This is a genomic window from Streptomyces sp. NPDC015242 (genome assembly GCF_043079125.1).
Lineage (GTDB): Bacteria > Actinomycetota > Actinomycetes > Streptomycetales > Streptomycetaceae > Streptomyces.
This window is the reverse complement of sequence record NZ_JBIBUF010000005.1, coordinates 1-13467: the sequence shown is the minus strand read 5'-3', so window position 1 is coordinate 13467 and position 13467 is coordinate 1. Positions and strand designations below refer to the sequence as shown.

The 13467-nt window shown below is 72.0% G+C and carries 8 protein-coding genes; 6 read left to right on the top strand and 2 right to left on the bottom strand.

Features of this window, described 5'->3' with window-relative positions:
* Nucleotides 1-8: 8 nt before the first annotated feature.
* Both ACF07N_RS17910 and ccrA read right to left on the bottom strand, forming a co-directional pair.
* Nucleotides 9-890, bottom strand: a complete 882-nt coding sequence (locus ACF07N_RS17910) for a 3-hydroxybutyryl-CoA dehydrogenase (protein WP_392113700.1) — start codon at nt 888-890, stop codon at nt 9-11.
* A gap of 160 nt (nt 891-1050) precedes the next feature.
* Complete coding sequence (gene ccrA / locus ACF07N_RS17905) at nt 1051-2433, bottom strand: crotonyl-CoA carboxylase/reductase (RefSeq protein ID WP_392113697.1); 1383 nt, start codon at nt 2431-2433, stop codon at nt 1051-1053.
* Between the two features lie 410 nt (nt 2434-2843).
* Between ccrA and ACF07N_RS17900 the strand changes: the two genes are divergently transcribed.
* From ACF07N_RS17900 to ACF07N_RS17875, 6 genes are all read left to right on the top strand, one after another.
* Nucleotides 2844-3068, top strand: a complete 225-nt coding sequence (locus tag ACF07N_RS17900; RefSeq protein WP_383322162.1) for an MbtH family protein — start codon at nt 2844-2846, stop codon at nt 3066-3068.
* Nucleotides 3069-3155: 87 nt separating this feature from the next.
* On the top strand, nt 3156-3845 hold the full coding sequence (locus ACF07N_RS17895; RefSeq protein WP_392113694.1) for an LmbU family transcriptional regulator: 690 nt from the start codon (nt 3156-3158) through the stop codon (nt 3843-3845).
* Nucleotides 3846-3924: 79 nt separating this feature from the next.
* Nucleotides 3925-5508 (top strand): amino acid adenylation domain-containing protein, encoded by a 1584-nt coding sequence (locus ACF07N_RS17890; protein WP_392113691.1) that lies wholly within the window; start codon nt 3925-3927, stop codon nt 5506-5508.
* Nucleotides 5508-5723, top strand: coding sequence for a phosphopantetheine-binding protein (locus ACF07N_RS17885; RefSeq protein ID WP_392113688.1), 216 nt, complete (start codon nt 5508-5510; stop codon nt 5721-5723). The genes ACF07N_RS17890 and ACF07N_RS17885 overlap by 1 nt, the downstream gene beginning before the upstream one ends.
* A gap of 13 nt (nt 5724-5736) precedes the next feature.
* The gene (locus tag ACF07N_RS17880; protein WP_383338613.1) at nt 5737-6924 is read left to right on the top strand and encodes an NAD(P)/FAD-dependent oxidoreductase; all 1188 of its coding nucleotides are present in this window, start codon (nt 5737-5739) and stop codon (nt 6922-6924) included.
* Between the two features lie 43 nt (nt 6925-6967).
* Nucleotides 6968-13467: amino acid adenylation domain-containing protein (locus ACF07N_RS17875; RefSeq protein WP_392113686.1), on the top strand; the 6500-nt coding region annotated here is incomplete at its 3' end.

Here is a 13467-nt window from a genome sequence, read left to right as displayed (position 1 = left end):
CACCGCGCTCAGGAGTAGGCGTAGAAGCCGTGGCCGGACTTCCTGCCCAGCAGTCCGGCCTCCACCATGCGCAACAGCCGGGTGGGCGGGGCGTACTGCGCTTCGCGGAACTCCCGGTGCAGCGACTCGGCTATCGCGGCCACGACGTCCAGGCCGATCAGGTCGGCCAGCCGCAGCGGCCCCAGGGGATGGGAACAGCCCAGCGTCATGCCCTGATCGATCACCTCGGCCGTGGCGACGCCGGACTCGACCATCCTGACGGCGCTCAACAGGTAGGGGATGAGCAGGGCGTTGACCACGAAGCCGGACCGGTCCGGCGTGCGGATCGGCGTCTTGCCGAGGGTGACCTCGATGAACTCCGCCATGCGGCGCAGGGTGTCTTCCTCGGTGAGCAGCGAGCCGGTCAGCTCCACCAGCGGCAGCGCGGACACCGGGTTGAAGAAGTGCGTGCCGACGACCTGCTGGGGTCTGCCGGTGACCGAGGCCAGGCGGGTGATCGGGATGGAGGAGGTGTTCGACGCGAGGACGGCCCGTGGGGACGTCACGACCTTGTCCAGCGCCACGAACAGCTCGGACTTCTGCTCCTCGTCCTCCCGGATCGACTCCACCACGAGGTCACGGTCGGCCAGGTCGTCGAGGTCGGCGGTGAACGTGACGCGCGCCAGTGTGGCGTCCCGGTCGGCCGCGGACACCTTGCCGCGGGACACGGCCCGGTCCAGCGAGGCGGCCAGCCGCTCGCGGGCGACGGGCAGGGCGGCCGGCCCGGACACCACGACCACGACGTCCAGTCCGGCCCGGCCGCACAGGTCGGCGATGCCGGTGCCCATCGTGCCGCTGCCGACGACACCCACGCGGCGGATCTCCCCGGGCGAGCCGGGGGCCCCGGTCATGCGGGCACCCCCCGCCGCGTCGGGCCGCCGCCGGACGGCGTGGCGCCCCGGTCGGCCGGAGCGGGCGCGGGCACGCCGGGTGCGGGTGCCGCACCGGCCGCGGACGGGCCACGGGGCACCGGATCGGAGGTCTTCTGGCTCACGGCCGGGTCCTTCCTGGTCAGCGGGTGGGCCCGGTGACGACCGGGGCCGGGTGGGAGGCCGGGGCGGACCGGGCCGGGTCCCACAGCGGGGTGAGCCGGTCCGTGCCGATCCGGGCGCGCAGCTCGGGGTCGGTGACCCCGAGCCCGGCGGCCGGGGCCAGGCACAGCACACCGACCTTGCCGGTGTGCCGGTTCTGCTGCACCAGCCGCGTGGCCTCGCCGATCTCGTCGAGCGGGTACGCCGCCGACAGCGCGGGCATGAGCATCCCCCGCTGCACCAGCCGGTTGCACTCCTGCAGCTCCTGCCAGTTGGCCGCGTGGCTGCCGATGATCCGCTTGAGGTTCATCCACAGGTAGCGGTTGTCGTACTGGTGCTGGTAACCGGTGCTGGATCCGCAGGTGATGACGGTGCCGCCCTTGCGCACCACGAACACCGACACACCGAACGTGGCGGCGCCGACGTAGTCGAACACCACATGCGGGTCCTCGCCCACCTCGGCCCGGATCCGCCTGCCGAGCCGCTTGCCCAGCGCGATGGCCTCGTCGGGGCCGGGGACGCGGTCGCCCAGGCCGATGTCGTGGCGGTTGATGACGACGTCGCAGCCCAGCCGGCGCAGCGCGCGGGCCTTGTCCTCCGAGCCGACCACCCCGATCGGGATGCCGCCGCCCGCCTTCACCAGTTGCACCGCGTAGGCGCCCAGGCCGCCGGTCGCCCCCCAGACGAGCACGATGTCGCCCTGCTTGATGCGCGCCCCGCGGTCACTGACCAGCATCCGGTAGGCGGTGCTGCCGCACAGCGGCACGGACGCGGCCTCCTCCCAGGTCAGGTGCGTGGGCTTGGGCACGAGCTGGTTGACGCGCACCACCGCGTAGTGGGCCAGACCGCCGAAGTTCGTCTCGAAGCCCCACACCCGCTGCTGCGCGCCGAGCATCCCGTCGGAGTGGGTGGCGGGCTCCTGGTCGTCGACGTAGGACGGCGAGACGACCACGTGGTCGCCGACGCGCCAGTGCCGTACGCCCGTGCCGACACGCACGATGACACCGGCGCCGTCCGATCCGAGCACGTGGTGCGGCCGGTCGTGCCGGGCGGCGTATCCGCCCTGACGGGCGAACCGGCGCAGGAAATCGAAAGTGGGCAGCGGCTCGAAGGTCGCCGACCAGACGGTGTTGTAGTTGACGGAACTGGCCATGACCGCGACCAGAGCCTCGTCCGGCGCCAGTTCCGGCATGGGCACCCGGCCGACCCGCAGGGAGCGGCGTACATCCTTGTCCGGGACGTCGCCGAACAAACGGACGTCCTCCGCGTGCAGATATGCGGCACGGTATTCGCCCGGCACGTCCTCCCGGATCAGTTCGTCAGGCGAAGCACCCGCGAGCACGGCTTCGGCTAATGCGTCCATCAGGAATCCTTTGACCTCGGTGCGGGGCAGGCGCGGTCCACCGCCGCGCGACGGAGTTTCGCTGGAATGAGGCTTTTCGGCCGCGCGGGCGGTGATCGGCCGCGCTCTCGCGAACGCCCCGGCCGGGAGGGGAAGGGGGGCGAATCCGGAATACGAGGAAGCCCGTTCGCGGGCCGCTGCCCGGCCATCGTGGCACAGAACCCCGGTGGGATACAGGCCCGGGCAGCGGGCCGGGCGGCCGGTAATTCAGCCGTCCTTGCGGGCGTCGGCGGTCGGGTCCTAGCGTGGCGTCAGCATTCCAGGGCGGCTCCGGATGCCGGGTGTCCTGTCGACAGGACGACGCCGATCTGTGAACCGGGCCCCGGCCCTGGTGATTTCCCCTTTTCCGAGCACTCCCACGACGCCTGAGGATGGTGGCAGTGAGCACTAACCCTTTCGATGACGAGGACGGCCGCTTCTTTGTCCTGGCCAACGACGAGGACCAGCACTCCCTGTGGCCGGTGTTCGCCGAGGTGCCCGCGGGCTGGCGGGTGGTCTTCGGCGAGGCGGCCAGGACGGAGTGCCTGGAGTACGTCGAGAGCAACTGGACCGACCTGCGCCCGAGGAGCCTGCGGGAGGCCATGGCGGCGGACTGAGCCCCGGCGCGCGGCGGATCGCCGGGCGATCGGCGCGCGTCCGGATCGACACATCGGTGGGAGAGGAAGGCCGTGGGGGTGCCTCCAGTGAGAACCGCGAACAGTCACCGACCGGCGCCGGTGGGCGCCGGCGGGGAACTCGCGCAACGCGACGTGGTGTTGTCCTTCGTCGGGAAACAGGCGCAGGTGCGCAAGACCGGGATGGTCTTCTCGCAGAATCTGTCGGAACGGTCCTGGGAGCGCATCGGGACCAACCTGCGCGAACTCACCAACTCCTCGGCCTGGTGGCTCGGTGACTGGCTGATCTTCGGGGAGGCCGCCTACGGGTGGCGGCGGTACCGGGAGGCCATCGAGCGGACGGGGCTCGACTACCAGACCCTGCGCAACTACGCGTGGGTGGCCCGGCGGTTCGAGCACCACCGCAGACGGGACAGCCTCAGCTTCGCCCACCACGCCGAGGTGACGCGCCTGTCGCCGGCGGAGCAGGACTTCTGGCTGCTCAAGGCCGAGCAGCGGAAGTGGTCGCGCAACGAACTGCGCAAGGCGGTCCGCGCCGGCCTGGCCGAGCAGACCGACGGCGGCGGCGAGCGGCGCGAGGTGGCCGCTCCCGCCGGGGCGGCGGTCGGCGACGAGCCCCGGCGGGAAGCCACCACGCTCACCATCGAGCTGTCCGCCGGCCAGCTGGACCACTACTCCAAAGTGGCCGCCGCACAGGGCCTCCCCGTCGACAAGTGGGTGGCCCGGGTGCTCGAAGCGGCCGAACGCCGTACCGCCTGAGCGCCGCACCAGTCCCCGTTCCCCGTGGCGCGCCCGGCGGCCCGCCCGACCGGACACACCTCCGCGATGGAGACAGTTGATGATCCTTCAGGGAAAGCGGGTCGCCCTGCCCTCGGCGCCCGTCGTCCACCGGCAGTTCGAGGCACACGCGGCGGCCACTCCCGGCGCCGTGGCCGTCCGCTGCGCCGAGCAGGAGGTGACCTACGGCGAACTCAACGCGCGCGCCAACCGGTTCGCGCACTATCTGACCGGGCGCGGACTCGGCCGGGGCGCACGCGTCGGGATCTGCCTCGACTACTCGATCGACCTGCTCGTCGCCCTCCTCGGCACGCTCAAGGCGGGCGCGGCCTACGTGCCGTTCGACCCGTCCTACCCGGCGGCGAGGCTGGAACTGCTGCTCGGGCAGGTCCCCGGTCTCTCCCTCGTGGTGACCTCCCCGGCGACGGCCGGCCTGGTACGGCCCGGGGCCGTCGAGACCGTCGGCCTGGAGCAGCTCTCCGCGCAGTTGGCGGGTCTCCCGGAGACCGATCCCGGCATCACCGTCACCGGGGACGACCTGTGCTACGCGGTCTTCACCTCCGGATCGACCGGCACGCCGAAGGTCACCGCGGTGCGGCACGAGGGCTGGTTCAACCTGCTGAACTGGCTGGTGCTCGAATACGGCCTGGACCGCCGCTCCAGCAACCTGGTCGTCAGCGCCTTCGGGTTCGACCTCTCCCAGCGGGCCCTGCTGACGCCGCTGTTCTGCGGCGCCACGCAGCACCTGCTGGCCAGCCGGAACTTCGACACCGCCATGGCCTACCGCCTGCTGGACCGGCACGGCGTACGCGTGGTGCACTGCGCTTCCAGCACGCTGTACCTGCTGGTCGACTGGGAGACCGCGCGCGGCGGTGACGCGCTCACCCGGCTCGACTACGTGCTCTTCGGCGGGGAGCCGCTGCGCGTCGAGCGGATCGCGGACTGGGCCCGGCGCGAGGGCAACACCTGCACCCTGCTGCATCAGTACGGCGTGGCCGAGTGCACGGACGTGGCGACCTCCTACGACCTCGCCGGCTACCGGCCCGGCGTGCACGACATCGCACCCGTCGGAACTCCCGCCTACAACACCGACATCCACATCCTCGACGAGCGGATGCGCGAGGCCGGGGCGGGGGAGTACGGCGAGATCTGCATCTCCGGGGCCGGTGTCGGCGCGGGCTACCTGGGCGGCACGGGGCCCGAGTCCGAGCGGTTCACGACGGTCGAGGTCGACGGCGCGCCCCGCGCGCTGTACCGCACGGGAGACCGCGGCCGGGTGAACGAGGCCGGGGAACTCGTCGTCGCCGGCCGGCTGGACGCACAGGTGAAGGTGCGGGGCATGCGCATCGACCCCGCCGACATCGAGCGCGCGCTCGGCAGGCTGGCCGGGGTCCGGGAAGCTTCCGTGGTGGTCGCGTACACCGGCCCGGGCGAGGCCGAGCTGATCGCGTTCATCGTCCCGGCGGGAGACGCACTCGCCGAGAACGACGTGCGCGTCCGCCTCCTGGAAACGCTGCCGCGGAACATGATCCCCGCCAGGTTCCTCACCATTCCGCGACTTCCGCTGAGCCCGCACGGGAAAGTGGACCGCGCGGCCCTGGTCGACGAATACAAACGCCAATACGCGGACAGCGGGGTTGTGTGATGATTGCCGACAGGGTGCGCGCCATCTGGTGCCGGGAACTCCAGCGTGACGACATTTCGGTCGACGACAATTTCTTCGCCCTGGGTGGCCAGTCCGTCATCATGGCCAGAATTCAGATGGCCTACATCGAGGAGATGGGCGTCGAGGTTCCGGTGGACCAGATGTTCCTCCGTCCCACGGTGGCGTCGATTTCCGAATACATCGAATCCACCTGACCAGAGAGGCGTCATGTACGACGTCATTGTCATAGGCGCCCGCTGCGCGGGTTCGCCGGCGGCCATGTTGTTCGCCCAGCAGGGATATCGGGTCCTGCTCCTTGAGAAAGCGCGCTTCCCGCAGGACACGCTGTCCTCGCACTACATCCACCAGCCGGGTGTGGCACTGCTCGGCCGGTGGGGGCTGCTCGACGAACTGCGCGGCGCGGGCTGCCGCCCGATCGACCACCAGAGCTACGAGGCACCCGGTGTCCGGCTGGACGGCTTCTCCCTGCCCGTCGACGGCCACCGCACCACGTACGCGCCGAGGCGGTACGTGCTCGACCCGATCCTGGCGGGCGGGGCCGTGGCCGCGGGCGTGGAGTTCCGGGAGGGCTGCGCGGTCAACGACCTGGTCCTCGAGGACGGCCGGGTGGCCGGGGTGCGGTACACGACACCCGGCGGCACCGAGGCGACGGACCGGGCGCGGCTGGTGGTCGGCGCCGACGGCATGAGGTCGCTGGTGGCCCGCAGGACCGGTGCCCGCAACGTCATCGAGCACCCCCGCATGACCTGCACGTACTACAGCTACTGGGCCGACGTGCCCGCCCACTTCGAGCTGTACGAGCGGCAGGGGCGCTGGGTCGGGGTCATCCCCACCAACGACGACCTGACGCTGATCATGACGTACTTCCCGCAGGACGAGTTCGCCACGGTCCGCACCTCGGTGGAGTCCTCCTACCTCGACGCGGTCCGCACGACGGCGCCCGAGCTGTACGAGCGGATGTCGGCGGGCAGCCGCGTGGAGCAGCTCTACGGCACGGGGCACCAGGACAACTACTTCCGCCAGGCCTTCGGGCCCGGGTGGGTGCTCCTCGGCGACGCGGTCCACCACAAGGACTCCATCACCGCCCGCGGGATCACCGACGCCTTCCTCCAGGCCCAGTCGCTGACCGAGCACATCGGGGCCGGGCTGCACGACGACGCGCGACTCGACGCGGCGCTGAACGGCTACGAGGACGACCTGCAGGAGACGTTCTCCGACGTCTACCAGGGCGCGCTGAACGTGGCCGAGCTCAAGCCCGGGGGACGGGCCGAGCTGCTGCGCCACCTGGTCGGGCACCAGGACCTGATCGACCGGTACTTCTCGACGCTGTCGGGCGCCTGCTCCATCGACGACTTCTACAACACCGAACTCTTGACGCTGCTCGACCAGAGCTGAGCGACGGCTCACTCCCCGGTGGTCCTGCCGATTTGGAGAAACAATGATCCCGTTGTCGTTTGCGCAGCGCCGGCTGTGGTTCGTGGACCGGTTCGAAGGGCCTTCGGCGACCTACAACGGCGCCTTCGCCCTGCGGCTGACCGGTGAACTGAGCGTGGAGGCGCTGCGGTCCGCGCTCCGCGATGTCATCGACCGGCACGAGATCCTCCGCACGGTGATCGGCGAGGACGACGACGGCGTCCCGCACCAGCGGGTGCTGCCCTCCGGCGAGCGGCCCTTCGAGCTGCCGGTCGTCGAGGCCGCCCAGGAGGAGGAGCGCGCGGCGGTCGACGAGGTGGCCACCGCGGCCTTCGACCTGGCCGTCGACGTACCGATCCGGGCCACGCTCGTGCGGTGCGGACCGCTCCGGCACACCCTCGTCCTGGTGATGCACCACATCGCCGTGGACGGCGAGTCCTTCGGGCCGCTGTTCCGCGACCTCATCACGGCCTACGTGGCCCGCCGGGAGGGCCGGGCCCCGGCCTGGGAGCCGCTGCCCGTGCAGTACGCGGACTACACGCTGTGGCAGCGGGACGTGCTCGGCGACGAATCCGACCCGCACAGCCTGGCGGCCCGCCAACTCGACTACTGGCGCACCACCCTGGCGGACCTGCCGCAGCCGCTCGCGCTCCCCACCGACCGCCCGCGCCCGAAGACCATGAGCCGCCGCGGTGACATGGTCCCGTTCTCGATCGACCCCGAGCTGCTGCGGTCCGTGGAGAAGCTGGCCGCGCAGGCGGACACCACGGTGTCGATGGTCATGCACTCCGCCCTTGCGGTCCTTCTGCACCACCTCGGCTGCGGTGACGACGTGCCCATCGGCGCGCCGATCGCCGGCCGCACCGACGAGGAACTGCGCGACCTCGTGGGGTTCTTCGTCAACACCTGGGTGCTGCGCGTCGACCTGTCCGGCAACCCGACCTTCCACCAGGTCCTGCAGCGGGTACGGGACCGGGCCCTCGCCGCGTACGACAACCAGGACATCCCGTTCGAGCGGCTGGTGGAGCTGCTGAACCCCGACCGGTCCACCGCCTACAACCCGTTCTTCCAGGTGATGCTCGCCTGGCAGCCGCCGGTGCCGGAGATGCAGTTCCCCGGTCTCGACGCACGGGCCGAGAGGCTGGAGACCAGGACGGCCAAGTTCGACCTCTTCTTCGACCTGATCCCCAACGGCTCGGGCGGGGCGCGGTGCCGTCTGGAGTACGCCACCGACCTGTTCGACCGGGAGACGATCCAGGGCGTCGCGGACCGCTTCGTCCGCGTGCTGGCCCGCCTCACGGCCCGCCCCGGGCAGGGAATCGGCGGCATCGACGTCCTCGACGCGGCCGAACGGGACCGGCTGCTCACCGAGTTCAACGACACCGCCACGCCGGTGCCCGAGCTGACGGTGCCGGAGCTGTTCACGCGGCAGGTGGCCAGGACACCGGACGCCCCGGCTCTCCTGTGCGCCGGCCAAACCCTCACCTACCGGGAACTCGACGAGCGGGCGGACGCCGTCGCGGCGGAACTGGTCCGGCGCGGAGCCGGCCCGGAGGACCTCGTGGTCCTGGCCCTGCCGCGCACGGAGGACCTGGTGGCCGGCCTGCTCGGCATCCTCAAGTCCGGTGCCGGATACCTGCCGATGGACCCGCAGTACCTCGCCGGACGCGCGCGGACCGTGCTCGCCGAAGCGGCCCCGCGGTTCGCCGTCACCGACACCGGGACCTGGCAGGACCTGCCACGGGACGGGATCACGGTCGTCGACCTCGACCACCGCGCGCAGTGGGCCACACCGCCCGCGGGAACCCCGCGGCCGGCCCCGCACCCGGACAACCTGGCCTACGTGATGTACACCTCCGGCTCCACGGGCAAGCCGAAGGGCGCGGCGATCACCCACCGCTCCGTCGTCAACGGCATACGGGAACTGGTGCGTGTCCTCGACACGCCGCCCGGGTGGCGGATGCTGGCCGGCACCTCGGTGAACTTCGACGTCTCGGTCTTCGAGCTGCTGACCGCCCTGTCCACCGGCGGCACCGCCGAACTGGTGCCCAACGCCCTGGCACTGGCCGAACGCGGCCCCTGGAACGGCCACGTGATCAGCGCGGTCCCCTCGGTCCTCGCCGAGCTGGCCGGCCACCTCGACAAGGCCACCGACGTGCGCACGGTCGTCCTCGCGGGCGACGTCCTCCCCGCCCGGCTCGTGCGGCAGGTGCGCGAGGCCCTGCCCGGGGTGCGCATCGTGAACTCCTACGGGCAGAGCGAGAGCTTCTACGCCACCACCTTCTCCCTCGCACCGTCCGAGGAGTGGACCGACGGCGACGTCGTCCCCATCGGCACCCCGCTCGGCAACATGCGCGCCTACGTCCTGGGCCCGGGACTCGCTCCCGCGCCGCAGGGCGTGATCGGCGAGCTGTACGTGGCCGGGACCTGCCTCGGCCGCGGCTACCACGGCCGGCCGGGCATGACCTCCGAACGCTTCGTGGCGAACCCCTTCGGCCCCGCCGGCGAGCGGATGTACCGCACGGGCGACCTGGCCCGCTGGAACGACCGCGGCGCCCTCGAATGCCTCGGCCGCAGCGACGGCCAGGTGAAGGTGCGCGGCTTCCGCATCGAGACGGCCGAGGTCGAAGCGGTGTGCCTGCAGCACCCCGGCATCAGCCAGGCGGTCGTGGTCAGCCGGGAGGTGCCCTCCGGCGGACGGCGCCTCGTCGCGTACGTGGTGCACACCGGCGGGGGAGCCGTCGGTGACGACGGCGCCGGCGGCATCGGTGACGTGGCCGGTCTGGCCGGTGCCTCGGCCGGAGACCTGCGCCGGTTCGTCGCCGCGCGGCTGCCCGACTACATGGTGCCCGCGGCCTTCGTCACCCTCGGCGGACTGCCGCTCGGGCCGACCGGGAAGCTGGACCGCTCGGCGCTGCCCGAACCGGAGTTCACCGGGGAGAGCTACCGCGAGCCGCGCACCGAGGCCGAGGCGATCATCACCGCGGCGTACGCGGACGTCCTCGGTGTCGACCGGGTCGGTGCCGACGACGACTTCTTCGCCGTGGGCGGCGACAGCCTGCGGTCCCTGCAGGTGGTGGCCCGGGCCCGGGCCAAGGGCCTGGAACTCACCACGCGGGAGGTCTTCGAGTGCCGTACCGCGGCCCGGCTGGCCGAGGTGGCCGGCGCCCGCCGCGACCGGGTGCCCGCCCTCGCGGAGGACGAGGGCGGTGGTGTCGGCCCGATGCCGTTGCCGCCGGTCGCACGGCACGTGTTCGGGCACGGCGGCGGCACGGACCGGTTCGCCATGGCGATGGCCCTGGAACTCCCCGCGGGCATCGACGCGGACGGACTGGCCGCGACGCTCGACGCCGTCCTCGACCGGCACGACCTGCTGCGCGCGGAACTCGTCCCCGGGGACGAGCCCACCCTCGTCGCGCGCCCGGCGGGCGCCGTACGGGCCGCGGACCTCGTCCACCGCGTCCCCTGCGACGGCCGGTGGGAGGATCCGCCCCTGCTCGACCGGGCCAGGAGGGAACTCGACGAGGCGACCGGGCGGCTCGCCCCCGAGGCCGGCATCATGGCGGACTTCGTCTGGTTCGACGCCGGATCGGGGGCCGGCCGGCTGCTCGTCGTCCTGCACCACCTGGTGGTCGACGGCGTCTCCTGGCGGATCCTGATGTCGGACCTCGCCGAGGCGTGGCAGCAGGTGCGCTCCGGCCGGACCCCGGAGCTGCCCGCGGTCGGAACCTCGGCCCGCCGCTGGGCGGCGGCGCTGGCGGCCGATGCCCTCACCCCGGAGCGGGAAGCGGAACTGGCCTACTGGCGCGATCTGCTCGAAGCGCCGAACCCGCCGCTGGGCACGCGGGCGTTCGATCCCGCGGTGGACACGATGTCCACGGTCGACACCGTGCGGGTGCACTTGCCCGCCGAGGTCACCGAGGCGGTCCTGACCAGGCTCCCCGCCGCCTTCCGCGGCACCGGGACCGACGTGCTGCTCACCGCGCTCGCCCTGGCGGTGAACCGGTGGCGCGGATCGGACCGCCCGGCCCTCGTCCGGCTGGAGGGACACGGCCGCGAGGAGGACATCGCCCCCGGGGCCGACCTCTCCCGCACCATCGGCTGGTTCACCAGCATGTACCCGGCCCGGGTCGACGTCAGCGGGATCGACCTGGCCGACGTGTTCACCGGCGGCCCGGCGGCCGGTGAGGCGATCAAACGGGTCAAGGAACAGCTGCGCGGGGTGCCCGACAAGGGCGTGGGCTACGGCATGCTGCGCCACCTGAACCCGGAGACCGCCCCGCTGCTCGCCGAGTACCCGGCGCCGCAGATCGGCTTCAACTACCTCGGCCGGATCTCCGGGACCGACGTGCCCGAGCACCTGCGCGCCCACGGGTGGGGACCGGCGGCCTGGTCGGCCGAACTGCTCCCGGCACCCGATCCGGACCTGCCCGCCCTGTCCGCGCTGGAGGTCAACTCGGTCGCCACGGACACCGCCGACGGGACCTGCCTGCAGACCGCTTTCATGTTCCCGACCGGGGTGCTGCCCCGCGAACGAGTCGCCGAACTGGCCGAGTTGTGGGTGGAGGTGCTGCACGGCATGGCCGCGCACGCCGCCCGCCCGGACATCGGCGGGCTGACGCCCTCCGACGCCCCGCTGGTCTCGGTGCGCCAGGACGAGATCGAGACCTGGGAGCAGCGCTACGGCCGGCTGGTCGAGGTGTGGCCCCAGGCGCCGGGCCAGTCCGGGATCCAGTTCCAGGCCGCGGTGGCCGACGGTTCCTTCGACGTCTACCACATGCAGTTCGTCCTGCACCTGACCGGACACGTGGACCCGGAGCGGATGCGGGCCGCCGGCGAGGCGCTCCTGGACCGCTACCCCAATCTGCGCTCCGCGTTCCTCACCGCGGCCGGCGGCGACCCCGTGCAGGTCGTCGCGGAACACGTGACCCTGCCGTGGCGGCACCTCGACCTGACCGGCCTTGCCGAGGCCGAGCAGGACGCGGCGCTCGACCGGGCCCTCGCCGACGACCGGGCCGACCGGCTCGACCCGGCCCGGCCGCCCCTGTTCCGCATGGCCCTGCTCACCTGCGGACCACAGCGGGCGAAACTCCTCATCACCGCCCACCACACCGTGTTCGACGGCTGGTCCTCGCCCCTGGTGTTCAAGAACCTCGTCCAGCTCTACTCCGGCCGCGACCTCCCAGCGGTCCGCAGCTACGGCGACTACCTGGCCTGGCTGTCCACACGGAACCGGGAGGAGTCGGCCGCCAAGTGGGCCGCCGAACTCGCCGGGTTCGAGCAGCCGACGCTCGTGGTCCCCAACGCCCCCCTCCAGGAGGACGCCGTCGCGCTCGGGCGCGTGGAGGTGCCCCTGTCCGTCGACAAGGGCCGCGAACTCGCCCGGCGCGCCGCGGAACTCGGCGTCACGCTCAACACGCTGCTGCAGGGGGCGTGGGCGATCCTGCTCTCCAAGCTGACCGGGCAGCAGGACGTGGTGTTCGGCGCCGCCGTCAACGGGCGCCCGGCGGATCTCCTCGGCTCGGAGGAGATGGTCGGTCTGTTCATCAACACCCTCCCGACCCGGGCCCACTGCCGGCCGGACGACCGCGTCGCCCATGTCATCACCGAGTTGCAGAACCGGCAGACCGCACTGCTCGACCACCACTACTACGGGCTGGCCGACATCCAGCGCGGCGTCGGACTGCCCGCGCTGTTCGACACGATCGTCGTCTTCGAGAACTACCCGGTCGACCGGGAGGGGATCGTCGACGCCAACCTCGAAGCGGGCTTCAGCATCGACGCCATCCGGCCGTTCGCCGGCTCCCACTACGCCCTCACGCTCAACGCCTCGGACCCCTATCTGCGCCTCTCCCTCGACTACCGCAAGAACCTCTACGAACGCGAGGCGGCGGAGGAGATCGCCGCCCGGCTCGTCCGGGTCCTGGACCAGGTGCTCGAAGACCCCGCGGCGCCGGTCGCCGCCGTCGAGGTGCTCGCGGAGGACGAGCGGGCCTGGCTGGTGAAGCAGGTCAATGACACGGCGCGTGCGGTGGCTGTGGGGACGTTGCCGGGTGCGTTCGAGGCGCAGGTGGTGCGTGATCCGGGTCGGTTGGCGGTGGTGGGTGAGGATGAGCGGCTGTCGTACGGGGAGTTGAACCGGCGGGCGAATCGGCTGGCGCATTGGCTGGTGGAGCGGGGTGCGGGTCCGGAGCGGCTGGTGGCGGTGCGGGTGCCGCGGTCGGTGGATCTGCTGGTGGCGGTCTATGCGGTGGTGAAGTCGGGTGCTGCGTATGTGCCGATCGATCCGGAGTTGCCGCAGGAGCGGGTGCGGCATGTGCTGGACAGTGCGCGGCCGTTGTTGGTGCTGGACGGGGTGTTGCCGGACGTGTCCGGATTCCCGGAGACGGATCCGGTGCGTGAGCTGTCTGCGGACAACGCCGCCTACGTCATCTACACGTCGGGTTCGACGGGTGGTCCGAAGGGTGTGCAGGTGTCGCACCGGTCGATCATGAATCGGCTGGCGTGGGGTCTGGGGTTCTTCGA

Bases quoted from the DNA above. Each gene is read 5' to 3' on its own strand.
- ACF07N_RS17885 (WP_392113688.1), top strand. From the start codon at position 5,508: ATGATTGCCGACAGGGTGCGCGCCATCTGGTGCCGGGAACTCCAGCGT.
- ccrA (WP_392113697.1), bottom strand. From the start codon at position 2,433: ATGGACGCATTAGCCGAAGCCGTGCTCGCGGGTGCTTCGCCTGACGAA.
- ACF07N_RS17910 (WP_392113700.1), bottom strand. From the start codon at position 890: ATGACCGGGGCCCCCGGCTCGCCCGGGGAGATCCGCCGCGTGGGTGTC.
- ACF07N_RS17900 (WP_383322162.1), top strand. From the start codon at position 2,844: ATGGTGGCAGTGAGCACTAACCCTTTCGATGACGAGGACGGCCGCTTC.
- ACF07N_RS17880 (WP_383338613.1), top strand. From the start codon at position 5,737: ATGTACGACGTCATTGTCATAGGCGCCCGCTGCGCGGGTTCGCCGGCG.
- ACF07N_RS17890 (WP_392113691.1), top strand. From the start codon at position 3,925: ATGATCCTTCAGGGAAAGCGGGTCGCCCTGCCCTCGGCGCCCGTCGTC.